Origin of the sequence: Leuconostoc litchii (assembly GCF_008107645.1) — a bacterium.
Lineage (GTDB): Bacteria > Bacillota > Bacilli > Lactobacillales > Lactobacillaceae > Leuconostoc > Leuconostoc litchii.
Genome location: NZ_SDGY01000001.1, coordinates 263,955 through 287,214 on the forward strand (window position 1 = coordinate 263,955; position 23,260 = coordinate 287,214).

Below are 23,260 nucleotides of genomic sequence, written 5' to 3' on the forward strand. Positions count from 1 at the left end.
AGTACAAGCGCTACAACAAGCAGTGATAGTACAACGACAACAGATGAAAGTACAAGCGCTACAACAAGTAGTGATAGTACAACGACAACAGATGGAAGTGCAAGCGCTACAACAAACAGTGAAGATGATGCATCTATAACGAATACCAGTAATATAGCATTTAGCGAATCTTCTACAATAATTACGGGTAATGGTGCTACCAATATTGGCAACACAGTAACAATCAATGAGTCTGGAACCTATTATGTTGAGGGATCATCTACGAATGCGCAAATAATCATTGATGCTCCAGTTACTGCAGTGATTAAGTTAGTATTTAATAATGTTGATTTGGCAAACCAAATTGGTGCTGTAATTAATGGTAAACAATTTGGTAGTTTAGTTGTTGAAAACGTGGGAACAAATAATATTACATCATCCGTGGTTATTGATGATGAAGATACTTTGGATATTATTAACCCTAATGGTGCAATATATGCTGACGGTGATTTAACAATTGAAGGCAGTGGTACATTAAATATTAGTTCTACGATGAACGGCATATCCGCTGATGGTACGCTCACTATCAACTCGGGGACTTTAAATATTACAAAGTCTTATGAAGCACTAGAAGGCGAGATTATAACTATAAACGGTGGTATTATCAATTTGAATTCTAGTGATGATATTATTAATGCACAGCTTGATCAAACAAAATACGATTCTGGATCAACTGATGAACAAGCTATTAATATTAACGGGGGTACCTTAACCATTCGAGGAAATGGAGATGGATTAGATTCAAACGGAGATATTAACATTACGGGCGGTACTATTATTGACTTAATTGATTCAACACCAGATAATGGTGCACTTGATTCTGATGGTACCATTACATTTACAGGTGGTATGATTATTTGGGGCGGTTCAGGTACTGAAGGAACACCTGAAGAAAGTACATCAACGCAAAGTTATGTAGCTATTGGTTCTGTTTCCGCTGGTTCAATAATTTCGATTACAAAGAATGGCGAGGAATTTGTTAATACCATCATTCCAGACATTACAACTTATTTGAATATTTCTGTACCTGGCATTGTAGCTGGCGAAACTTATCAGGTAACAATTAACGGTGTTTCATCAAATATTGTTGCTGGACAAGGGGGTGGCTCTGGTATGACTGCAGAAGGTGGTATGGGTCCTATGGGCACGCCACCAGATGGGCAATTTGGGCAAGGGGCATTTCCACCTAATGATGGCATTCTTACAAGTGGTGAAATGTCATCAATACGACAAAATAATTTAATAAAATCAATAACTAATACGTCAAATTCTACAGAAAATATAAGTCAAAATACGACCATATCAGCTAACACTATGCAAGATAATGGTTCAATTTCAATGGAACCAAAGCTTACAGCAGACGATCCTGATAATAAAATAAATTATGATTCTGCTGCAAAAACTAACAGTTTTGAACCAGAAAATTATGTTGTTACGTTAAATAAAGCGTCTTTAGCGACTGATGAAAATCAGCAATCGTCTGTTAATAAAACCAACGCAACTGATGATAAAAAAACAATTATTTCATCAACATCGACATTACCAAAAACAGGGACGACTAATTCCAGCGTATTTGCTAGTATAGTAGCAATATTGTTAGAATTTGGTTTGTTAGCAGGACTTAGAAAAAAATATATATCCACAAAAAATACTAACCTATTCTAATTTTTATTGACTAAAAACCGTTTATACTAAACGGTTTTTTGATTGAAATGTTTAGTTGAAAATTATTGTTTAACATGGAATAATAAACAAGTATTATGAAAAAATGCTTAATTTATGTATTAAAAGGGACGAAAGTATGCAGAAAATAAAATTACCAATAACAGATAATATAGCTACAGAACAGGTAGATCAATTCAGGAAATTTATTACTTCACCAGCTATTATTCAGTTATCTATTGGTGTGATTGTAGGTGGTAGTTTAACTGATTTAATAAAAAGTGTGATTAGCTTTGCCTCTAACCTATTTTATTTTTTATCACTAATACTATTTTCAAATGCCCATACGGCAAAAGTTAGTTTAATTCTCAATCCATTACGTTCAGTGTTCGAAAGTTCTATGACACTGTGTGCTGTGGCTGCGTGTGTTTTCTTTTTTGTTAAATTAATCAATAAGTTTTTAATTAAAGAGGCTTCAGAAGCATTGGGGTATAATGCGCAGTTAGAGGAGACGAAAAAATTAATTGAAATACAAAAACAAACAAATGATTTACTTAAAAGGTCAGTGAACTTGCAAGAAAAAATTTTGAACGAATCTCAAGGCAATAAATAAAAGGTGATATAGGGGTATATGAAAGCGTTTGCACAAAGTTGAATGAAGGGCTATAATTAATTTAAAGATTAGATGATTTCTTAATGACTGTTAGAACTATTACAGTATATTATTATTCAAAACAAGGAAGTTAGCTAATCTTCCAAGACAACTTGCTCATTGCCGGTGCAAAGATATGTATAAGTACGTATTGCATAGACGAAAAATAATGGTTTTCATTGAGTTATACTCTTGGAAAGGTTATTGTGGAGCGGGTTGTTTTTTGTTACTTAAAGCTACAGTTTGTTAGTGAGACAGCATAGTAAGTATGACTATCTCAGAAAGGAATATCTTATGATTAGTAGAATAGTTATTGCTATAGATGGCAGTGAGGCTGCTAAGAGAGCTGTTGATTTTGGTGTTGAATTGGCAAAAAAAATGGATGCTAAAATAGACATTGTTACAGTTATCCAATATCCAACGATAACTTATTATGATTCTGATCAATCATTTTATGATTCTTTGATGAAGAGAATGACTGACTCAGCCTCTGCCAAGTTAGACGAAGCTGCTGCTGTCGTGAAAGATGCTGAGATAGCTGTTGATACGCATGTTTTTCAGGGGGATGCACGGTTTGTTCTGGCTGATCAAGTTCCTGAACAATTGAATCCGGATTTGCTTGTGCTAGGTAAAACTGGTACAAACATTGTGATGCGTGTCTTTATGGGATCTACTGCAAGATATGTTTCTGAGCATGCTGATGCGAGTGTCCTACTGGTTAAGTGATTTTTTGTATAATAATTCAGAATAAATTGATGAGATAATCTAGTATAATGGTTTCTGTAGAGGAGACACGCTAGATATGACAGAATTAATACAATATGATCTAACGCAGAACATGATTGTTCAAAATGTTGCGGATAAGTTAGAGGGTATTACAAAAAAACAAATTGGTGCAACTTTGAAGTTACTTAACGAAGGGGCTACTGTACCCTTTATTGCTCGATATAGAAAAGAAATGACTGGGGAACTTGATGAAGTACAAATTCGTGATATTCAATCAGTTGCTAGAAAGTCAAAAGAATTAGCTGAACGAAAAAATACAGTGCTTAAAGCAATTTCGGAGCAAAATAAGCTTACTGCTGATTTACAAGAAAATATCCAAAACGTTCAAACAATGCAAGAATTGGAGGATGTTTACTTACCATATAAACAAAAACGACGAACAAAGGCCATGATTGCACGAGAAAATGGGTTACAGCCATTAGCCGATTGGCTAATGTCACATCTTAATGATACAGTTGATTCAGCATTCTTAAATTATATCAATGAGTCTGTGCCAACCCTCGCAGATGTTTATGCAGGTATACATGAAATATTAGCAGAAAAAATTGGAGAAAATGCTAATTACCGTCAATGGCTTCGTGTGAGAATGGGCATTGATGGTTTACTTGTTGCTAAAATAAAACGTGGTGCGGCAGATAAAGATGAACAAAAAGTTTACGAACAGTATTATGATTTTAATGAAACTATCAAATCATTAGTAAACAATAAATTTCGTATTTTGGCCATCAATAGAGGTGAAAAAGAGGGCGTACTCTCTGTTAAAATTGACTTTGCTGAAGCAAGAATAATTCATTTTATCCAGACCCAAGAACTAAATGGGCAAAAGCCAATGGGTGAAGGGTTTAAGATTTTACGTCGCGCAATTGAGGATGCTTATAAACGTTTTATTGGTCCAGCAGTCGAACGAGAGATTAGGCAGGAGCTGACAACACAAGCACAAAATCAGGCGATTAACGTATTCGGCGATAATTTATACCATCTTTTAATGCAAGCACCTTTGAAAGATAAAATTGTGATGGGATTTGACCCTGGTTTTCGTACGGGTTCAAAATTAGCGATTATTGATAAAAATGGTAAATTTTTAGCAAAACAGGTGATTTACCCTCATAAACCGGCCAATGCAGATAAAAGGGCTGAAGCTGGTGCTGAGTTTAAACGATTAGTTACGCAATATAATGTTGAACTTGTAGCCATTGGAAATGGTACGGCATCTAGAGAATCAGAGGAGTTTGTGTCGAATAACTTACCTGATGATGTCAAATATACGATTGTTAACGAGGCTGGTGCATCAGTTTATTCAGCATCGGAAGAGGCTAGAAAAGAGTTTCCAGAGCTACATGTAGAGGAAAGAAGTGCTATTTCTATTGGTCGTAGAATTCAAGATCCTTTGGCTGAATTGATTAAAATAGATCCGAAAGCAGTTGGTGTTGGTCAGTATCAGCATGATCTAAATGCTAAAGCATTAGATGAACAGGTTGATACGGTGATTGAGACAGCTGTTAACCAAGTTGGTGTTAATTTAAATACTGCTTCACCGGCTTTGCTTGCTCATATTGCTGGATTAAATAGTAATTTAGCAAAAAATATTGTTAACTATCGAAATGAGATAGGTGAATTTACAGCACGTTCGCAAATTAAAAAAGTACCACGATTGGGACCAAAATCTTATGAACAGGCCGCGGGATTTTTACGTATTGTTGACGGCAAAAATATTTTGGATAATACTGATATTCATCCAGAAAGCTATGCAGCTGCCAAGCAGTTGTTAGTATTGGCTGGTGTTGACTCTAAAGAATTAGCGACAGAAGGTGCTAATTTAATATTGAATACATTGGATAATGAAAAGACTGCTAATCAGTTAAATATCGGTGTTCAAACATTACATGACATTGTAAAGAGTCTCCAAAAACCTGGTCGGGATGGTCGTTCAGAGATGGTTGGAGCTTTGCTAAAATCAGACGTATTGCATATTGAAGATTTGCAAGCTGATATGAAACTACAAGGAACTGTTCGCAATGTGGTCGATTTTGGTGCATTTGTTGATTTAGGTGTTAAGCATGATGGATTGGTCCATATTTCACGTATGAGTAAACGTCGTGTTAAGCATCCGTCGGAAATAGTCTCAGTTGGTGATATTGTTGAAGTGTGGGTTGTTGAGGTGGATGAAAAAAGAAATCGCATAGGATTAACTATGTTACCACCACAGTAATTATATGGTTAATAAAAAACGTCTCTTATCTGATTTCTCAGTAAGAGGCGTTTTATATCTAATCAACCAATGGCAAGATATTTACAATTGCAATTCGATCACTGTCATCATTTTTCAAACGGTTGATAATTTCGTTATAACGTTTTTCAGACAGCGGTTCTTTGCGGTCAAATGATAATATTTTATTTTCAATATGATTACTTGTACTAGGATATTGTTCGATACGATAAATAATTAAGAGTTTTTTATAGGCAAACGGCTGAACAATCATACCGTTTAAATGATTCGCAACAGTTTCGGTAGCTTGAGTAGCTGCACTTTCTTCAAGGGTTGCTTTTGCTTTTTTAAATAGCGACATTATTTCATCTCCGTGTTCTGATTAAAATATTTTTTTAAGGCGACTACAAGATTTTCAGCAATTTTCTTTTGATAACTAGCTTTACGTATATACTTTAAATCAGCATTGTTGTTGATAAAACCATTTTCCAGTAAAATGGCTGGCTGCGTAGTATTTTTAATAGCAATATATGGTGCTGTGTCCACGCCACGATTATTTAGTGGCATATTATTTAATGAAGAACTAATAGTTTCTGCAAGTGATTTAGAGTTTTTGTGATAATAATATTGTGAAATACCAGTTGCTTTTGTACCTTCAGCAGAAGAATCAAAGTGGAAAGAGATTTGAGCATCAGCCTTATTTTTTTCACCAGGGATTGGAATTTTTAGCAAAGGGACAATATGGTCACTATCTCTTGTCATTATGATTCGCGCACCGGTTGGCTTTAGAGCTGCACGGACATGTTTAGCAGTACGTAAAGTATATGTTTTTTCCATATACTTATTGTTGGATGATAGGGCGCCGGTGTCAGAACCACCATGTCCTGGATCTAAGACAATCGTAGCTTCACTAATAGCTGTAGCTACTTTTAGTGTTGTTGAATTAGCGACCCAGCTAGCAACCCAACCAATTTTTTCATTATCTGATCTACGTACTTGCCACCAACCATGCGCTTTTTTCACAACAATTAATCTGGTACCACTTTTAAGTGTTGCTAAAGACTTATATTGCCTTCCAGGGCCACTTCGAAACTGAACATTATTAGGATGTGTGACAATTTCTTCTTTTGAAATGAGTGAGAAAATTAAACCTGATACTGTGGTGAGTATCGTGACCGTAATGATTATACCTATTATATTACTTAGAAGCCATTTTTTAATCATAATATCCTTGCACACAATTTTATTTATACTAGTAGTTTATCATATTTATATTTATGAAAACGCTTCCTTTTCGAGAAATAATTATCGTTATTATTTAAAATTTCCTGTATAATATAACTTTAGAAAAGAAAAGGATTAAAAGAGTAGACGCAGATGTCAAAAATAATGGCAGTAAACGCCGGAAGTTCTTCACTTAAGTTTCAATTGTTAGAAATGCCACAAGAAGAAGTCATCACACAAGGTATGATTGAAAGAATCGGCATGGATGATGCAGTGATTACCATTAAATATGGCGCAGGAATTGAACCTGTACGCTTGGTTGGTGCTGATGAAGGTACAATTTCACTAACCAAAAGTGGTGATCAAAAATTTGAAGCGGAACTATCAATTAAAAATCATGATGAAGCGATTGACTTAATGTTACAAAAACTTTCAGATTTAGGGATTATCAAAGATTTCCAGGAAATTGAAGGTGTTGGTCATCGAGTTGTTGCAGGTGGTGAATGGTTTAATCAATCAGTAATTGTTGATGAAGATGTTTTATCAAAGATTGATCGCTTAGCTGATTATGCGCCATTGCATAATCCAGCCAATGCGATGGGAATTCGAGCTTTTCAAAAATTGTTACCCCATGCAACCTCTGTTGCAGTGTTTGATACGTCATTCCATCAAACGATGCCGGAAAAAAACTATCTGTATAGCTTACCATATGAATACTACGCACGGTATGGTGCTCGTAAATATGGTGCACATGGAACATCACATCGCTACGTTACGGAACGTGCTGCAGATAAGTTGGGCATACCTTTAGATGAATTCAACGCTATTTCGTTCCATTTAGGTGCTGGTGCATCAGTAACAGCAATTAAAAATGGTAAGTCATATGACACATCAATGGGGTTCACACCTTTAGCCGGTTTGACAATGGCCACACGCTCTGGAGATGTTGATCCATCATTGATTTATTATATTCAAGAACGTGAGGGCCTTTCTAATGAAGAAATGCTGAACGTTTTGAATAAAAAATCAGGTTTGCTAGGTATTTCGACGATTTCTAGCGATATGCGTGATTTAGAAAATGTACAAGAAACAAATACACATGCTAAATTAGCATTAGATATGTTTTATGATCGTGTCATTCGCTATGCAGGGCAGTACTTTGCTGAACTAGGTCGAGTAGATGCTATTATTTTTACAGCGGGTATAGGTGAAAATGATGCAGTTACTCGTGCTAAGGTATTGAAATCACTGCAATTTGCTGGTGTCGAGTTAGATGAAGGGGCGAACAATGTTCGTGGTAAGGAGACAATTCTTACTACTCCAGATTCAAAGGTTACAGGATTATTAATTCCGACAAATGAGGAGTTAATGATTGCACGTGACGTTGTTGCATTGCAAAATACAAAATAAAAAAAGTTGGCATTTGCCAACTTTTTTATTTACTCAATTATTTTTAATTGTCCACGAACTTCATCAAGAGATGAATATCCCTTTTCGGTTAAAATAGTGATTAATTCGTTTTCTAAACGTTCAAATACACCAACACCTTCAATAGCTAACTGTGAACCGACTTCAACTAAATCAGCGCCACATAATATATGTTCATAAACGTCGCGTCCGGTTGTCACACCACCGGTACCAATCATCTTAATATTTGGATTTAGGCGTTGACGCAATGCTCTGACATTTGCTAATGCAGTAGCTTTAACGAGCGGACCACCCACACCACCAAAGCCACCTTTGGGTTTAATAACAACCGTATCGGTTGCCTCATCGATAACCAAACCGTTACCAATTGAATTAATAGCGTTAACAAAAGCTAATGGGAATTGATTTAAAATTTTAGCGATTTGATCAAAATGAACAATATCAAAATATGGTGGCAATTTCACACCAAGAGGTTTTGTGAAAAATGAGAATACCTCTGTCAAAATTTCGTGAGTTGTTTCAAAGTCATAGGCTGTTTGGGGCTTTCCAGGTACATTAGGGCAAGAGAGATTTAATTCAATTAGCCCGTCAAAATCTGATTGTTCTAATTGGTGTAACATGTCCAAATTATCTTGTTTTGATAAACCAGCTACTGAGAAGAATATAGGCTTATCAGTCTGTTGTTTGGTAACATAGTCCATATAATAATCAAAGCCTTCATTTGGTAGACCCATTGAATTAATTGTACCCAATCCATTGCTCAATTCGTAATATCGTGGAGAAACGTTACCAGGGCGAAGACTAGGAGTTGATGATTTTGTCACAACTGATCCAGTATATTCAGATGCTAAAACACGATCTAATTCTTCACTAGTTTGGCACATAACACCTGCAGCATTGAGCAGAATATGGTTAAAATTTAAACCAGCGATATTAGCAGTTAAGTTCATGAAAATAATCCTTTCTGTTACCTAAAAAATGGTTATCTTATTATATCTAAAACTTATTAATATATAAACCCCCAATAATGGTTATAATAGTAATATGAAACAATTTAGAGTAGACAATTTAAAAAGTACATACGGTGAAAAGGTTCTTTTCAATGACATTTCATTTTTGATAACCGAAGGTGATCGCATTGGTTTAATTGGTGTTAATGGCAGTGGTAAAACAACGCTATTAAACGCTATAGCAGGTAAAAAGCCAGCCGATTCTGGGACAATTACAAAACAGAATGATTATTCAATTGGTTATTTAGCACAAAATCCGGATTTAAATGATGAGGCTTTATTGATGGATGCTATTTTATCGGGTGAACAGCCTGTATTTAAAACAATTAGACAATATGAATATTCTCTTCGTCAGTTCAGTGAAAATCCAACACAAACTAAAATCGCTCAGAACTTTGAACACGCACAGGATGCTATGGATCGTAATGATGCTTGGACTACTGAAGCACAAATAAAAACAATTTTAACGCAGTTGCACATGCCAGAACTGCATAAAAAAGTTCGTGAATTATCCGGTGGGCAACGTAAACGTGTCGGTTTGGCACAAGTTTTGATTCAAGAGCCAGATTTATTAATTTTAGATGAGCCAACAAACCATTTAGATTTTGATTCCATTGCTTGGTTAGAAAAATACCTGTCAACCTATAAAGGTGCAGTGCTAGTTGTTACCCATGACCGTTATTTTTTGGATGAAGTAACTACAAGGATTTTTGAGCTATCATTTGGTAACTTATACGAATATAAGGGTAATTATCAAGACTATATGCAGGGGAAAGCTAACCGAATTGAGCAAGGGAAAGCTTTTGAACACAAGCAGCAGCAATTATACAAACAAGAATTAGCTTGGATGCGCAAATCTGCACGTGCTAGGACCACAAAACAAAAAGGTAGAGAGAATGCTTTTGCTGAATTAGAGGCTAATATGGGTACGTTGCAACTGGATGAAGACGTGTCTGTTAATCTAGGTCAGCAACGTCTTGGTAAGAAAGTCATTGTTATTGAAGATGCGACAATTCAATTCGATCATAAGAAAATTCTTGATAAGTTTAATTTGCGTGTATCTTCAGGTGATCGTATTGGAATCACGGGTTCCAATGGTGCAGGAAAGTCTAGTTTTTTGAATGCAATTGCTGGTAAAGTACCATTAACTAGTGGCACGATTGAACTTGGTGAAACTGTTAGGATGGCCTACTATACGCAAGTTACTGAAGATATTCCTGAGGACAAGCGTGTCATTGCTTATTTGTCTGATGTAGCCACTACAGTGCAGGATAAAGATGGAAATAAAATTAGTGTTTCAGATTTACTAGAGCAATTTTTATTCCCGCCATTTATGCATGGCACATTAATCAGACAATTATCTGGTGGTGAAAAAAGAAGGCTCTATTTGTTGAAATTATTGTTGCAACAGCCTAATGTACTATTGTTGGACGAACCAACTAATGATTTAGATATTGGAACGTTAACTGTCTTGGAGGACTTTTTATCTGGTTTTGCAGGGGCTGTAATTACTGTTTCCCACGATCGATACTTTTTAGATAAAGTTGCGAATCAATTGTACATGTTTGAAGGCAATAGTGTAATTCAGCGATTTGACGGTCTTTTTAGTGATTATTTAGCATCAGAACTAACTAAGCCTACTGAATCGAAAGTGATTAAAGAAAAAGCTGTTGTTCGTGAAGATAAGCCACAGAAGAAAAAATTAACTTATAATGAAAAGCGTGAATGGGGAACAATTGAAACGGATATAGATTTACTTGAGGAAAGAATTGCAGAAATTCCTAATGAAATGGCTAATAATGGCACCAATTATGTCTTACTAGGGGATTTACAAAGAGAATTAGACACTTTAAATGAACAATTAGATGAAAAAATGAATCGATGGGCATATTTGAGTGAAATTGTAGAAGGCTGATGGGTAATCATGGGCTTTTTTATTTTTGATTTCGTACAATAATTAAAGAGGAAATCAATATGAAATTAAAACAATTTGCACTAGCTATACATTTGACAAGTGGCATTGGTTTTTCTGGTGAAAGAAAGATTATTCATTCCGTCATCAGTCAAAAGGTATCATTGCATTATCCTTGGCCTATTGAAACAGTTGTGGAGGTAGTTGGTGCTTTACCACAGCATGAACAGCGTATTCGGGCAACTTATTTGACAGCATGTCAGAAAGCTGAAGAGATGCGAGCAAATTATTTAACCTATTTTGATGATGCTTATCCTATGCAGTTAAGAGAAATATTTGATCCACCCTTGATCTTATTTTATGATAGCAATTTAGAGGCTTTATCGTTACCAAGTTTATCTGTAGTTGGTACACGTACTGCTACATCTTATGGATTGGATTGTTTGCGACTACTATTACCCGATGTATTAAGAGAGGGAACAGCTATTGTGTCCGGCTTAGCCAAAGGAATTGATGTCATGGCTCATCAGATTACATTCGCAAATCAAGGGGTACCAATTGCTGTTATAGGTACAGGATTGAATGTGGCTTATCCCGCGAAAAATAAGACACTTCAGCGACAGATTGCGCAACGTGGTCTTGTTTTAAGTGAATATCCAAACGATGTACAACCACATCGATCACACTTCCCAGCTAGGAACCGTATTATTGCAGGATTGTCGTCGGCGACTTTAGTCGTTGAAGCACAAAGAAAATCTGGAAGCCTAATCACTGCTAATTACGCGTTACAGAGTAATCGGGAAGTATTAGCAGTGCCAGGTTCTATATTTTCTGGTAATTCACAAGGAACCAATGAATTATTACAGTTGGGGGCAAAACTTATCAGTAGCTCGAAAGAAATTATGGCATGTATACAGATTTATAAGTAAATCAGATTATTCCTACAAAAAAACAAGATAACTACTTATCTTGTTTTTTTATCTGTTTTAAAGAATTTGCCTTGATTGCAGCCAATATTTCTGCTTTAGTATTTTGTGTCTGTTGACTAGACTTGTATTTAGCATTAGCTTGCTTTTGTTTAAAATCAATTTGATAACGTCCCATAATTAAACTCCCTTTGAAGTTTTAATTATAACATAAGTTAAGTTTTGAGAGTAGTTAAGCCAGATTATTGTAAGTTATTCAGTATGTTTTGATAAAAAATTTCGAATAGCGTCTAACGCTAAATCATAGCGTCCGGCTTGACAATGCTGTTCACCACCCGTTTCTTTTGTAAAGATTTTTATGTCTAGCGATTTTACATTGGTGAGTTCTTGTTGTTCTAGAACCAGGTCCTTGAATGGCACATATTGATCCTCTTTACCAGCCAGTAGAAGCACATGTTGTTCAACTAGATGACCGATTCCTCTAATGGTATGTTTTTCAATTTCTTTTAATAGGGTGTAAGGCGTACTTGTACCAGTATTCTCGTATCCTTTGGTAAAGAGGAAATTCACATTGGTATTATTTTTGATGAGTGGTGATAATAATTTGTTGATAGCGTCAACGTTATTTATCTTGAGTTGTTGTTGAATTTCTTTTTGGTTTGGTTCAGACAAGTCTTTCAAAAAAGTATGCAATCCATCATAAAAGAAGTCAAAGCAAACAACATTTTTGATTCTTTTTTCATAAGCCGCTGCACGAATAACAAAATATCCTCCCCACGAAACGCCCATAGCATCAACTTGATCCAAACCAAAGTAATCAATAATAGCGCTAATAGGTTTTTCAAAGTACGGTGTGAATTTAATCTTATTGTCAATTAATGCACGGCCTTGTCCAGGCCCGTCAAATAGAATAATGTTGTACGCTGTACCATTGAAAAAGTTCACTGCAACTAAAAGCTCTTCCATAAAACTATCAAAACCATTGATTATAATTAGTGTTTTGGTGGCCTTGGGATTGATATTAACTTTAATTGCTGGTAAAAAACTATTCTGGTATGGCACTTGGTAACTTTCGTAATTAATTTCTTGATGTGATTGATAAAAATTATCCAGGTACCGATGCACAACTGGCATTTTTTTCTGATCATCAGTGCTAAGATAAAATTGTGCTAAACCAAAATAAGCGCAGGCAAGTTTATAATTTTTATTATGCTCTGCTATTTCTCCTAAGGAAAACCATGTTTGATACCACGTTTCCTTATTTGTTAATTTTGGAATTGCTGTTTTTAATTCTTCTTTGACGTTTTTATTTTCTTTTAATCCCTCTAATTGACGGTTAATTTGTAAGTTCCATTGCAGATTGCCTTTAACATATTCATAAAACATAAAAAACCTCTTTTCTTATTTGTTAAATTCATTATAATGAACAGCATAATGACTAACCATTGTTAATTGTGTATGATAATGTCCATATATGGACATTATGAGTGTGTAATGTCCACTAAGAGACAAGAATGGAATAATTTGTATGGCAGATATTAGAAAATTTAAGACAAAACAAAGTATCGAAAATGCTTTGGCCTATTTGTTAAACGAAAAATCTTTTAAATCCATTACTGTTGATAATATTTGTAAACAGGCATTAACAAGTAGATCAACTTTCTATTTACATTATTTGGATAAATATGATTTGTTGAATCAAATAGTTGAAAAACAGTTACATGTTTTTGAAAAAAATGTTTCGAAACGAGTTGAAGATTTGATTACTGGTCAATTTGAGAAAACGATTGTACAATTCTATGATGAATTAATTGAAAGGCGATTAATTATTGAAGTTTTATTTTCTATTGACGAACAAGCATATAATTTAAAGCCAAAATTTGAAAAAATATTATATACTCATTGGCTAAAATATCTTTCTGAAGAATCGAATGTAAAACATAAAAAATTGGTCGCAAAGTTTGGTGCAAGTATGGTGTTTGATACATTGGATTGGACATTTGAAAACGGTATTGATACAGAAACACTTACTTTTGTCGAAGATATTAGGAAAAAGATACTTGAATTATCAAATGGTTTGAGTTAATAATGTAGATGGTTAGGTATTATTTATAGCGCCATGTTAGTATGATAAAAAACTCTTAAGAATTAATTACTAAATTTATGATTGTATTTTTCAGGTAGTAAGTGTAAAATAAAAATTAGGTTATGCAAGCGCTTACATTAAACCGAAAATAAAGTTTCATATGGACTTAAAATAACAGAATATTTGTGCAAGGATAGGGGAAAAATATGAGCTATCTTATTCTAATTAGTCACGGTCAATTTGCTGAAGGTTTAAAAGATGCCCTAGGTATGTTTATCGGCGATGATATTAAGACAGTTAAAGCGATAGGGCTACAATCAGGTGAGTCTACGGATCAGTTTCAAAATCGATTTAAAGCATTACTTTCAGAGGTTGGAAAGGGAGCAGAATTATTTGTACTAGGAGACATTATTGGTGGCAGTCCTTTAACAACAGCAATAGATGTCTTAAATCAAGAAAATTTGCTAGAGAGTGCGGTTGTTCTTGGTGGTATGAATTTTCCAATGGCACTAAACACAGCTATTTTAAAAGATAATGCTACTAAAGAAGAATTAATCACTAATGTTTTACGTGAAGGTGCTACGGCGTTGAAGCAGTTTGAAATTACTCGCGAAACAGAAGATGACGATGAGATTTGAAAGGATAAATAACTATGAGCATTTCATTTGTACGTGTTGATGACAGAATTATTCATGGGCAGACTGTAACACGTTGGGCGAAAGAATACCCATGTGATGGGTTGATTGCAGTTAATGATGCAGCAGCAGCGAACCCCATTTTAAAAGATGCATTTAAAAGTGCCTCTGAGAAAAAGACGTTTGTTTGGACATTGGAACATTTTAAAGAAAAAGCACAACAAGTTTTGGATTCTGAGCGTCGATATTTTTTGATTACGAAAACACCACAAGATATGAAGACAATTTTAGTTGATTTTGATTTTAAACCTGACCAAGTTAAAACAATTATTATTGGACCAGCTAATGATCGTCCTGATGCAATTAAACTTGGGAACAATCAGTCAATAACGCTAGATGAAGCTAAAGCTTTTGATCAGATTCAAGAAAAAGGATATCAAGTTAAGTTCCAACTATTACCGGATGTTTCAATCGGTTATTGGGATAGTTTCCGTGGTAAGTTTGATCTGTAGTCTAACATAAAAAGAGGTTAGAAATATGACAATTAGTTGGGTGCAAGCAAGTATTTTAGGTATCTTTGCCAGTTTATCTTCTATGCCAGGTATGGCGGGTTCTACAATTGGTAACTATACTTTAGGTCGTCCGTTAGTAGGTGGCTTGGTCTGTGGTTTAGTTTTGGGAGACCTTAAAACCGGTATTGCAGCTGGTGTGGCGATGCAATTGGTTTATATAGCGTTAGTTACTCCTGGAGGTACGGTTTCTGCTGATTTACGTGCGGTTTCGTATATCGGTATACCCTTGGCCATGGTTGCCATCCATGCACAAGGATTAGCCGCTACCTCGGGAAATGCAGCTGATTTGGCCAAGTCAATGGGTACTTTGGTTGGAACTGTTGGAACTGTACTATTTTATGGTACTGCAACGATGAACTTGGTTTGGCAGCATATTGGGTGGCGAGCTGTTGAAAAAGGACAATTTAAAAAATTATATGTGGTTGATTGGGGTCTACCTTGGATTTCCCATTTCTTCTTCTCATTTATTCCAACACTTTTGATGACGCATTTTGGATCAAGTGCGGTTACCGCTTTGAAAACCGCGTTACCAATGGACGGTATTCCAATGAAAACATTGTTTACTGTTGGTGCGTTATTACCTTGTGTGGGTATTGCAATTTTGTTGAAACAAATAGTTGATAGCCCTGTTGATTTTATTCCGTTCTTTGTGGGCTTCACATTTGCTGCATCACTAAAGTTGAATTTGGTTTCAGTGACAGTTGTGTCATTAATTTTCGCCATGATTTCTTATAAATTAGATATGGCAATTAGTACCAATAAGCAAGCTGCGGCAGTGGGAGTAACCGCTGACGTGGTCGATGATGATGAGGAAGACGAGGACATTTAACATGGACAACTTAGAAAAAAAGAAAATTTCTCGTAAGACACTGAACAAATCATTTCATTATTGGTTTTACGGTCATTTAACGGCATTTTCTCAAGAGCATATGCAAACTTTTGGTTACTTAACATCAATGCTTCCTATTGTTGAAGAGTTGTATGATAACAAAGCTGACCAAGAGAAAGCAATGAAAACATATACGGCATTCTTTAACACAGAACCGCAATTAGGCACAGTCATTGTTGGTGTGACGGCCAGTCTAGAAGAAGCAAGAGCCAATCATGGTAACGTGGATGATACGACTATCAATGGTCTTCGAGCTGGTTTGATGGGACCCATTGCAGGAATTGGCGATTCATTGGTTGTAGGAACATTGATCCCAGTTATTCTGGGTATCGCATTGGGTATGTCAGATGGTGGCTCACCTCTAGGTGCTATATTTTATATCATCGTCTGGAATTTATTAGGATACTTCGGTATGCGTTTTGCCTACTTCAAAGGTTATGAATTGGGCGATAAAGCTGTAGGAATCTTAGTCGGTGCTCAAGGTAAAGCAATTCGTAAAGCAATTGCCACGGTGGGTGGTATGGTTGTTGGCGGTGTCGCCGCTACGTGGGTGACTGTTAATACATCATTTACGCTGAAGAACTCTTCAGGTAAGGCGTATTTAGTTTTACAAGATAAGTTGAATTCAGTGTATCCTGGTCTATTAACTGCTTTGTTTGTTGTATTGTGCTGGTGGTTAATGGCTAAAAAGAATATTTCTCCAATAAAAGTTATGCTTATTTTAGTTGTGATTGCATTAGCTGGCGTATTGGTTGGATTCTTTAACCCAGGTCTTAGTTATTAAAGTTGAGGGAATGATACGATGTCAAAGACAAAGAATATTCAAAATTTTGAAAGTGGCTATGAAAATGAAATAGCTTACCAAAAAAAAATGATTAAAAATCTGCGACATTGGCAATCCTTATTTTCAATGTTTGTTGGTCTGAGTATTCTTTTGATATATTTCTTTATTCATCAAAACATTTGGCTAGTTACTACTGGAATAGTTTTATGCGTTGTTAACGTTATGATTGTATTCACTATAGGTTATGCCATATACAAAGGTCAAAAAAATGTTGACAAAATCGAGAATCAATATCAATTAATGCTCAAAACAGATGAATAGTTAATTAAAAAGTATTTCTCACTTTGATTGTGTGAAGTGCTTTTTAGTTAACATAATATCTATTTTTTGCTAAATATAATCCTTTAAAACGCTGATTTAAACGTGTTTTAACGTTTAGAGAGGGGGTTGACAAAATAATTGTTAAACTTTATAATTAAACGTAGTTGAATGATTTCAGTCGCAAGCCACATAGTTTGCGACTTTTATTATTTGAAAGGTGGTCCCTTTGGCAAATCGTATCCCTCAGGAATTTATTGATAACGTACGATCAAAAGTAAATATTGTTGACATTATAGGACAGTATACGCAATTAGTTAAGAAAGGTCGACAGTGGACTGGTTCATGTCCTTTTCATGATGATAGACACCCGTCTTTGTTTGTTGAAGAAAATAAGCAGGTCTTTAATTGTTTTTCGTGTGGTCGTTCAGGGTCAGTTTTTTCTTTTGTGATGGAAAAAGAAGGATGTAGTTATCCGGAAGCTATTCTTAGATTAGCGGAAAGTGCTAACATTCCTGTTGATAGTAGTCTTTCAGTAAATAATGGTAGTCAACTTGATGGTACAACACAAGCGATTTATCAGCTACATACTGATGCTCAAAGACTATACCAACACACATTGCTTAATACGACATCCGGAGAAAAAGCTCTCTCTTATCTACACAATGTCAGACAATTGAGTGATGAAGTAATTAAAACTTTTGGAATTGGGTTTGTCCCGAATGATGACCTGCTATGTAATTATGCCAAGGAACAGAATTTATCACATGAACTATTAACTGCCTCTCAACTATTTATTACTAATGATATGAATGGAGAGATGCGTGATCGATTTTCAGGGCGCATTGTTTGGCCAATAAGGACGGATGCGGGCCAAGTAGTCGGCTTTTCGGGTCGCGCATTAGATTCGGATAATTCAATTAAATATATGAATAGTCCCGAAAGTCCATTTTTCACTAAAGGTCGTATTTTATATAATTTGGATCGTGCTAAAAATGTGATTCGGCAGACCGGCACTGTAATGATTTTTGAAGGTTTTATGGATGTTATTTCGGCACATATGGCTGATGAAAAAATTGGTGTTGCCACGATGGGTACGGCTTTAACATCTGAACATGTTCGACAATTGACACGCCTCGCGAAAAGAATCTTACTTGTATACGATAGTGATGAAGCTGGACAAAATGCCACGAAGCGTTCGATTGAATTAATTGAAAATAGTCCGAAACACGTGGAGATTGGTGTCGTTCATTTACCAGACCAATTAGACCCCGATGAGGTTCGCACTCAACGTGGGCTAGAGGTGCTGAAGAAGTCACTCAATCAAAGTATTTTGACGCCAATAGAATTTTTGGTTAATGAGGCTAGAATTGGGAAAAACCTAAATAATCAGTCACAGTATCTCACATTTTTACATGAAGTGATGCAAATTTTAAAAACAGCGACGCCTGTTGAACAAGATATTCAGCTGACAAGAATTACTAAAGAATTTGGTACATCGAAGCAAGCCTTACAAGATCAATTACGGCAGATAAATATTCATCCAAGTCATTTACCTACTCAGCCGTCATATCAGCAGAAATCTTTCAATGAAACAGAGAATTATCATCAAGTTAGTTTTCATAACGAGGTTGATCGATACGAAAAAGTATCAAAAGTTGAGTTGGCAGAACGAGCGTTAATTATGGCAATGATTAAAGACCGACGAACCATGGAGTATGTTAAGTCCACTTCAGGATTTGCTTTTGTTCATTCAGAATATCAACTATTAATGATGTTAGCAGATATATATCAACAGGATAACTTAGGACCGTTTGATATTGCTCAATTTATGGATTTTATTCAGAAACCTAATTTAAATCAAAAAATTATGGCTATTGATCGTGCTTTCGGGGAACTAATAATTGAACACGATGCCATTCAGGATTACTTACGGATAATTATGAAAGAGGCGCCAATATCAAACCGTGTCGCAGAGTTGAAACGGTTAATAGAAATTGCTAAACAACAGCATGACGATGCTAAATTAATTCAATTGTCTACTGAGTTAATAGATATAAAGAAAAAACAAAATTAGTTTTGTTTATTGAAGTAAACTTACCATAGTCGTAGTATAAATTATAGGAGTAAATATGACATCTATTTCAAGTTCAAGTAAAATTTCAGAGATCAAAGACTACCTCGATGAACAAAATATTGTTTATAATAGTCGTGCCAAAAAAGCTGAATTGTTAGCATTAGCTCAAGGAAAAACGCCTGAGCAAGCTGCCGCCGCTGGTAAAGCTTCGAAACCAAAAACAGTTAAAAAGTCAGGGCCGCTTAAGAATCCTGAATATGATAAGGCTACAAAGGCATTGATTGCTGAATATAAGGCAGCTAAGGCCATTACATACGTTGCTTTATCAAAGCGTTTAGCAGAACCATTCAACTTAGATGAAGAAAACATTGAACGTTTGATGGAAAAAGTTGAAGATGCAGGTATTGCTATTGTTGATGATAATGGTGACCCAGCACCTGAAGTGCTGAAAGCAAAACAAAATAAGCCGTCAGATCAAGAACTTGCTGAAGCGGAAGAAACACCAGCGGGTATTAAAATTAATGATCCTGTTCGTATGTATCTTAAAGAGATTGGTCGTGTCAATTTACTTAAAGGCGATGAGGAAATTGAAATTGCCAAGCGAATTGAAGACGGGGATGTTGAAGCTAAACAAGAATTAGCTGAAGCTAACTTACGATTAGTTGTTTCTATTGCTAAGCGTTATGTTGGCCGTGGAATGCAGTTCTTGGATCTGATTCAAGAAGGAAACATGGGCTTGATGAAAGCTGTTGATAAGTTCGATTATACAAAAGGATTTAAGTTTTCAACTTATGCAACGTGGTGGATTCGTCAAGCAATTACACGTGCTATTGCTGATCAGGCAAGAACTATTCGTATTCCAGTGCATATGGTTGAGACAATTAACAAATTAATTCGTATACAACGTCAATTATTGCAAGATTTGGGACGTGAACCACTTCCTGAAGAAATTGGGGCCGAAATGGACTTAACTGCCGATAAGGTCCGTGAAATTCTTAAAATCGCTCAGGAGCCAGTATCTCTTGAAACACCAATTGGTGAAGAAGATGATTCTCATCTAGGTGATTTTATTGAAGATAACGAAGCTATTTCTCCAGCTGATTCTGCAGCGTACGAAATGTTAAGAGAACAATTAGAGTCTGTTTTGGATACGTTGACGGATCGCGAAGAAAATGTTTTGCGTTTGCGTTTTGGATTGGAAGATGGCCGCACACGTACTTTGGAAGAAGTTGGGCGCGTATTTGGTGTTACACGTGAACGTATTCGTCAAATTGAAGCTAAAGCCTTACGCAAATTACGCCATCCAAGTCGTTCTAAACAATTAAAAGATTTTATGGATGAAAGCACAAATTAATAATTTGATATTAAAAATTCTTTAAACTTAAATCATAACAGCGGTTCATCAACCATCCCGCTTAAAAAAACTAGGAGACATGTTTATGCAAAAAACAGTCAATACACTACAGAGCAATCGTACACGTAATATTACTTTGACCGCATTAGTCGCTGCATTATATGCAGCTATTACTTTAGTCATTGCCCCGATTGGTTTTGGGCCAGTCCAACTTCGTTTATCGGAAGGGCTGAATCATCTAACCGCATGGAATAAGCGGTATATTATCGCATTAGGGCTTGGTGTCTTCATTGCTAATTTAATTTCACCGTTAGGTTGGATTGACTGGGTATTCGGCACAGCAGGAACATTAATTATGACGTCCGTAACATATCTTTTAACTCGAAAAGTACATTATGCTGTGTGGAAAATAATTATAAGTTCAACAGTAGTATCTACTCTAGGAATGGCTATTTTAGCAGCAGAATTTACTTTTGCCTTTAATATAGGTGCTAGTGGTTCATTTGCATCTGGCTCTTCAGGTGGAATTTTTGCTCAGTGGTTTGCATATTATATTAGTGTTGTTCCAGGGGAACTTGTTTCTTTGATTGTAGGTGGTGTCTTGATTTTTACTTTGAACAAAGTAGTGAAGTTAGAAAAATGACAGAGCAAAGTTTTAAAAACAAAAATATTCTATTGACCGGTGCCGCATCAGGTATCGGTTTTTGTCAGTTAAAAACATATTTAAATCAAGGTGCGACAGTCTATGCTTTAGATAGACAAAAAATAAAATACATTCATCCGAAACTACATGCTTATCAAATTGATATATCACAACATGCGGAGCTAGAACAGTTGGTTACTACTATAGTGAGTAAAAAATCGATTGATATTTTATTAAATACGGCTGGTATTTTAGATAACTATGAACCTTCATTAAATATTGATTATGCTATTTGGCAACACATATTAAATGTTAATCTCACGCCAATGTTCATTTTAACAAATTGTGTACTGCCTAAAATGATTAGTCGCGGTCATGGTTATATTATTAATATGGCTTCAATTGCAGGTTTCAGTGCTGGAGGTGGGGGTGCAGCGTATACTACTAGCAAGCATGCAATTATTGGCTATACCAAACAACTTGCATTCGACTATGCTGATAAAGGTATTCATGTTAATGCAATTGCTCCTGGTGCAGTAAAAACTGCAATGACTGCAAAAGATTTTGAAGGAAAAGGTGAGATGGCTGCACAAGTGGCGAGTCAAACGCCAGCAAAACGGTGGGCAACGCCACAGGAAGTAGCAGATTTGACAGTGTTTTTAACTAGTCAACAGTCTGACTATATTAACGGTGCGGTGATTCCTATTGACGGTGGGTGGACTTTGGGACACTGAGGGTAAAAATGAGAACGTGTTTAAACACTCATTTTAGGTGACAATAAAAAGACGCATTCTTTTAGAGAATGCGTCTTTTACGTTTTAAAATAATTGCTAGCAATTATTTACTCGGTTATTTTGAAGAAGAAAGACCGGCAGTTAAATACGTATTCAAAGCAGTTTTTAAATCACTGTCTTTGATGCTAACATTGTTTTGACGTAAAATTTTGCCAACAATGGCTTGTATTTTACTTGTGTTATTAGAATTATTGATAAAGTCAGTGACGATTTGAGTAGATAATGTACTACGTAATTTGCTTATTGAAGGTTTTGTTGTCTTTTTATTCAATTGAATAACATAATAGCTACCACTGGTACCAGTAACTGGATCCGCTGAATAGTCGCCAACATTGTCTAACTTGAATGCTGCAGTTTGGACAGCTGAATCAATGCTAGTATTTGTTGAATTAAAGGCTGGCATTTTACCATTTGTTGACTTATAAGTATTATCTGTAGAATATTTCTTATAAACAGTGTTCCACTTATCACCGTTCTTTAATGCGGCAATAGCTTCTTTAGCTTTAGATTCATCTTTAGCTGTAATCATTGAGATAGTCGTGTCAGAGTGATAGTTTTTGTAAGCTGTATTGAGTTGCTTATCTGTAACCTTGTAATTTGCTTTAATCGCAGCGTTAATAATTAAATTATTTTTGATATTCTTTTTGAATTGTGCATCAGTTGTGTTGTTAGAAGCTAAGACACTTTTAAATGATGAGCCATATTGCGCTTTTTGCGCATCATATGCATTTTGAACATCTGAGTCTGAGACTTGATCACCGTATTTGGCTGCTAAGACTTTGTTGATGACCATGTTAGCAAATTCTTGTTGCCCAGCTGATGAGGTCTTGACATCTTCATAAAACTGTTTTTCCGTAATTTTACCAACTTTTGAAGTCATTAATGTTTTTGACGAGTTGAAACCAAGAAAGACTAGTCCACCGATAAAAATAACGACGAGTAGTCCCCAAATAAATTTTCGCATGTGATAATACTTTCCTTTTCCTAGATACAATATTAAATATTTTACCACAAATGCAACTAGCGCGCTTTAAACTTCGCTAATTCAGCATTGATATGTTCGGTGGCTTCATCAATACGAGCAAGATGAGGCTTATTTTTAAAGTTCATTTTTTCAATGTCTAACTGTATATCTTCGGAAATACGTTGTAGCTTGTCCATTTGTTCAGTTAATTCACGCTGTTGAGATTGCAGCTCTTTTAGCAAAAGAGAAATTTCTTTCATATCTGTTACGAGACTTTTAATGTTATCGAATAATTTCAT

General features: G+C 35.6%; 24 protein-coding genes and 1 riboswitch. Of the genes, 17 read left to right on the top strand and 7 right to left on the bottom strand.

The features are described from left to right. The 4 genes from ESZ47_RS01270 to ESZ47_RS01285 form a co-directional block, all read left to right on the top strand. A partial coding sequence (locus ESZ47_RS01270; protein WP_244307534.1) for a carbohydrate-binding domain-containing protein occupies positions 1-1,704 on the top strand: 1,704 nt, incomplete at its 5' end. A 136-nt stretch (positions 1,705-1,840) separates the two neighbouring features. Beyond that, the gene (locus tag ESZ47_RS01275; protein ID WP_148604050.1) at positions 1,841-2,314 is read left to right on the top strand and encodes an MscL family protein; all 474 of its coding nucleotides are present in this window, start codon (positions 1,841-1,843) and stop codon (positions 2,312-2,314) included. A gap of 333 nt (positions 2,315-2,647) precedes the next feature. Then, the gene (locus ESZ47_RS01280; protein WP_148604052.1) at positions 2,648-3,079 is read left to right on the top strand and encodes a universal stress protein; all 432 of its coding nucleotides are present in this window, start codon (positions 2,648-2,650) and stop codon (positions 3,077-3,079) included. Positions 3,080-3,155: 76 nt separating this feature from the next. Then, on the top strand, positions 3,156-5,348 hold the full coding sequence (locus ESZ47_RS01285; protein ID WP_148604053.1) for a Tex family protein: 2,193 nt from the start codon (positions 3,156-3,158) through the stop codon (positions 5,346-5,348). A gap of 58 nt (positions 5,349-5,406) precedes the next feature. On the opposite strand, the gene ESZ47_RS01290 is transcribed toward ESZ47_RS01285, so the two are convergent. Together ESZ47_RS01290 and ESZ47_RS01295 are read right to left on the bottom strand one after the other, a co-directional pair. Then, complete coding sequence (locus ESZ47_RS01290; protein WP_148604055.1) at positions 5,407-5,706, bottom strand: hypothetical protein; 300 nt, start codon at positions 5,704-5,706, stop codon at positions 5,407-5,409. Next, positions 5,706-6,569, bottom strand: coding sequence for an N-acetylmuramoyl-L-alanine amidase family protein (locus ESZ47_RS01295; protein WP_148604057.1), 864 nt, complete (start codon positions 6,567-6,569; stop codon positions 5,706-5,708). The genes ESZ47_RS01290 and ESZ47_RS01295 overlap by 1 nt, the downstream gene beginning before the upstream one ends. A gap of 153 nt (positions 6,570-6,722) precedes the next feature. On the opposite strand from ESZ47_RS01295, the gene ESZ47_RS01300 reads away from it, so the two are divergent. Then, a complete protein-coding gene (locus ESZ47_RS01300) occupies positions 6,723-7,979 on the top strand; it encodes an acetate/propionate family kinase (protein WP_148604059.1) in 1,257 nt (418 codons plus the stop codon). Between the two features lie 29 nt (positions 7,980-8,008). Here ESZ47_RS01300 and ESZ47_RS01305 read toward each other — a convergent pair whose 3' ends face one another. After that, a complete protein-coding gene (locus tag ESZ47_RS01305) occupies positions 8,009-8,947 on the bottom strand; it encodes a dihydroorotate oxidase (protein ID WP_148604060.1) in 939 nt (312 codons plus the stop codon). Positions 8,948-9,041: 94 nt separating this feature from the next. Here ESZ47_RS01305 and ESZ47_RS01310 point away from each other — a divergent pair, with 94 nt between their 5' ends. Beyond that, complete coding sequence (locus ESZ47_RS01310) at positions 9,042-10,922, top strand: ABC-F family ATP-binding cassette domain-containing protein (protein WP_148604062.1); 1,881 nt, start codon at positions 9,042-9,044, stop codon at positions 10,920-10,922. A 59-nt stretch (positions 10,923-10,981) separates the two neighbouring features. Beyond that, the gene (dprA, locus tag ESZ47_RS01315) at positions 10,982-11,848 is read left to right on the top strand and encodes a DNA-processing protein DprA (protein ID WP_148604064.1); all 867 of its coding nucleotides are present in this window, start codon (positions 10,982-10,984) and stop codon (positions 11,846-11,848) included. A gap of 31 nt (positions 11,849-11,879) precedes the next feature. On the opposite strand, the gene ESZ47_RS09335 is transcribed toward dprA, so the two are convergent. Continuing rightward, complete coding sequence (locus ESZ47_RS09335; RefSeq protein ID WP_167497036.1) at positions 11,880-12,023, bottom strand: hypothetical protein; 144 nt, start codon at positions 12,021-12,023, stop codon at positions 11,880-11,882. Positions 12,024-12,097: 74 nt separating this feature from the next. Next, positions 12,098-13,231: an alpha/beta fold hydrolase gene (locus tag ESZ47_RS01320; RefSeq protein WP_148604066.1), complete on the bottom strand. Its 1,134-nt coding sequence runs from the start codon at positions 13,229-13,231 to the stop codon at positions 12,098-12,100. A 142-nt stretch (positions 13,232-13,373) separates the two neighbouring features. Here ESZ47_RS01320 and ESZ47_RS01325 point away from each other — a divergent pair, with 142 nt between their 5' ends. The 10 genes from ESZ47_RS01325 (at position 13,374) to ESZ47_RS01370 (ending at position 21,937) form a co-directional block, all read left to right on the top strand. Continuing rightward, positions 13,374-13,931 carry a TetR/AcrR family transcriptional regulator gene (locus ESZ47_RS01325; protein WP_148604068.1) on the top strand — a complete coding sequence of 186 codons (558 nt, stop codon included), beginning with the start codon at positions 13,374-13,376 and terminating at the stop codon, positions 13,929-13,931. A 206-nt stretch (positions 13,932-14,137) separates the two neighbouring features. Further along, the gene (locus ESZ47_RS01330) at positions 14,138-14,569 is read left to right on the top strand and encodes a PTS sugar transporter subunit IIA (RefSeq protein ID WP_148604070.1); all 432 of its coding nucleotides are present in this window, start codon (positions 14,138-14,140) and stop codon (positions 14,567-14,569) included. 14 nt (positions 14,570-14,583) lie between these two features. Further along, positions 14,584-15,078, top strand: a complete 495-nt coding sequence (locus ESZ47_RS01335) for a PTS sugar transporter subunit IIB (RefSeq protein ID WP_148604072.1) — start codon at positions 14,584-14,586, stop codon at positions 15,076-15,078. 25 nt (positions 15,079-15,103) lie between these two features. Then, a complete protein-coding gene (locus ESZ47_RS01340) occupies positions 15,104-15,967 on the top strand; it encodes a PTS mannose/fructose/sorbose/N-acetylgalactosamine transporter subunit IIC (RefSeq protein WP_148604074.1) in 864 nt (287 codons plus the stop codon). Between the two features lies 1 nt (position 15,968). After that, entirely contained in the window at positions 15,969-16,811 is an 843-nt protein-coding gene (locus tag ESZ47_RS01345) for a PTS system mannose/fructose/sorbose family transporter subunit IID (protein ID WP_148604075.1), read from the top strand. Between the two features lie 18 nt (positions 16,812-16,829). Further along, entirely contained in the window at positions 16,830-17,132 is a 303-nt protein-coding gene (locus tag ESZ47_RS01350; RefSeq protein ID WP_148604077.1) for a PTS sugar transporter, read from the top strand. Between the two features lie 226 nt (positions 17,133-17,358). Beyond that, complete coding sequence (dnaG, locus tag ESZ47_RS01355; RefSeq protein ID WP_148604079.1) at positions 17,359-19,206, top strand: DNA primase; 1,848 nt, start codon at positions 17,359-17,361, stop codon at positions 19,204-19,206. 55 nt (positions 19,207-19,261) lie between these two features. Then, positions 19,262-20,560: an RNA polymerase sigma factor RpoD gene (rpoD, locus tag ESZ47_RS01360; RefSeq protein ID WP_148604081.1), complete on the top strand. Its 1,299-nt coding sequence runs from the start codon at positions 19,262-19,264 to the stop codon at positions 20,558-20,560. A gap of 34 nt (positions 20,561-20,594) precedes the next feature. After that, positions 20,595-20,640: riboswitch (PreQ1 riboswitch) on the top strand. A gap of 5 nt (positions 20,641-20,645) precedes the next feature. Beyond that, complete coding sequence (locus ESZ47_RS01365; protein WP_148604083.1) at positions 20,646-21,203, top strand: QueT transporter family protein; 558 nt, start codon at positions 20,646-20,648, stop codon at positions 21,201-21,203. Beyond that, entirely contained in the window at positions 21,200-21,937 is a 738-nt protein-coding gene (locus ESZ47_RS01370) for a 3-oxoacyl-ACP reductase (RefSeq protein ID WP_148604085.1), read from the top strand. The genes ESZ47_RS01365 and ESZ47_RS01370 overlap by 4 nt, the downstream gene beginning before the upstream one ends. A gap of 115 nt (positions 21,938-22,052) precedes the next feature. Here ESZ47_RS01370 and ESZ47_RS01375 read toward each other — a convergent pair whose 3' ends face one another. Further along, on the bottom strand, positions 22,053-22,961 hold the full coding sequence (locus tag ESZ47_RS01375; RefSeq protein ID WP_148604087.1) for a peptidylprolyl isomerase: 909 nt from the start codon (positions 22,959-22,961) through the stop codon (positions 22,053-22,055). Between the two features lie 56 nt (positions 22,962-23,017). Continuing rightward, positions 23,018-23,260: a hypothetical protein gene (locus tag ESZ47_RS01380; protein ID WP_148604089.1), complete on the bottom strand. Its 243-nt coding sequence runs from the start codon at positions 23,258-23,260 to the stop codon at positions 23,018-23,020.

Coding starts and splice junctions, on each gene's coding strand:
- ESZ47_RS01275 (WP_148604050.1), top strand. CDS start 1,841: ATGCAGAAAATAAAATTACCAATAACAGATAATATAGCTACAGAACAG.
- ESZ47_RS01280 (WP_148604052.1), top strand. CDS start 2,648: ATGATTAGTAGAATAGTTATTGCTATAGATGGCAGTGAGGCTGCTAAG.
- ESZ47_RS01285 (WP_148604053.1), top strand. CDS start 3,156: ATGACAGAATTAATACAATATGATCTAACGCAGAACATGATTGTTCAA.
- ESZ47_RS01290 (WP_148604055.1), bottom strand. CDS start 5,706: ATGTCGCTATTTAAAAAAGCAAAAGCAACCCTTGAAGAAAGTGCAGCT.
- ESZ47_RS01295 (WP_148604057.1), bottom strand. CDS start 6,569: ATGATTAAAAAATGGCTTCTAAGTAATATAATAGGTATAATCATTACG.
- ESZ47_RS01300 (WP_148604059.1), top strand. CDS start 6,723: ATGTCAAAAATAATGGCAGTAAACGCCGGAAGTTCTTCACTTAAGTTT.
- ESZ47_RS01305 (WP_148604060.1), bottom strand. CDS start 8,947: ATGAACTTAACTGCTAATATCGCTGGTTTAAATTTTAACCATATTCTG.
- ESZ47_RS01310 (WP_148604062.1), top strand. CDS start 9,042: ATGAAACAATTTAGAGTAGACAATTTAAAAAGTACATACGGTGAAAAG.
- dprA (WP_148604064.1), top strand. CDS start 10,982: ATGAAATTAAAACAATTTGCACTAGCTATACATTTGACAAGTGGCATT.
- ESZ47_RS09335 (WP_167497036.1), bottom strand. CDS start 12,023: ATGGGACGTTATCAAATTGATTTTAAACAAAAGCAAGCTAATGCTAAA.
- ESZ47_RS01320 (WP_148604066.1), bottom strand. CDS start 13,231: ATGTTTTATGAATATGTTAAAGGCAATCTGCAATGGAACTTACAAATT.
- ESZ47_RS01325 (WP_148604068.1), top strand. CDS start 13,374: ATGGCAGATATTAGAAAATTTAAGACAAAACAAAGTATCGAAAATGCT.
- ESZ47_RS01330 (WP_148604070.1), top strand. CDS start 14,138: ATGAGCTATCTTATTCTAATTAGTCACGGTCAATTTGCTGAAGGTTTA.
- ESZ47_RS01335 (WP_148604072.1), top strand. CDS start 14,584: ATGAGCATTTCATTTGTACGTGTTGATGACAGAATTATTCATGGGCAG.
- ESZ47_RS01340 (WP_148604074.1), top strand. CDS start 15,104: ATGACAATTAGTTGGGTGCAAGCAAGTATTTTAGGTATCTTTGCCAGT.
- ESZ47_RS01345 (WP_148604075.1), top strand. CDS start 15,969: ATGGACAACTTAGAAAAAAAGAAAATTTCTCGTAAGACACTGAACAAA.
- ESZ47_RS01350 (WP_148604077.1), top strand. CDS start 16,830: ATGTCAAAGACAAAGAATATTCAAAATTTTGAAAGTGGCTATGAAAAT.
- rpoD (WP_148604081.1), top strand. CDS start 19,262: ATGACATCTATTTCAAGTTCAAGTAAAATTTCAGAGATCAAAGACTAC.
- ESZ47_RS01365 (WP_148604083.1), top strand. CDS start 20,646: ATGCAAAAAACAGTCAATACACTACAGAGCAATCGTACACGTAATATT.
- ESZ47_RS01370 (WP_148604085.1), top strand. CDS start 21,200: ATGACAGAGCAAAGTTTTAAAAACAAAAATATTCTATTGACCGGTGCC.
- ESZ47_RS01375 (WP_148604087.1), bottom strand. CDS start 22,961: ATGCGAAAATTTATTTGGGGACTACTCGTCGTTATTTTTATCGGTGGA.
- ESZ47_RS01380 (WP_148604089.1), bottom strand. CDS start 23,260: ATGAAATTATTCGATAACATTAAAAGTCTCGTAACAGATATGAAAGAA.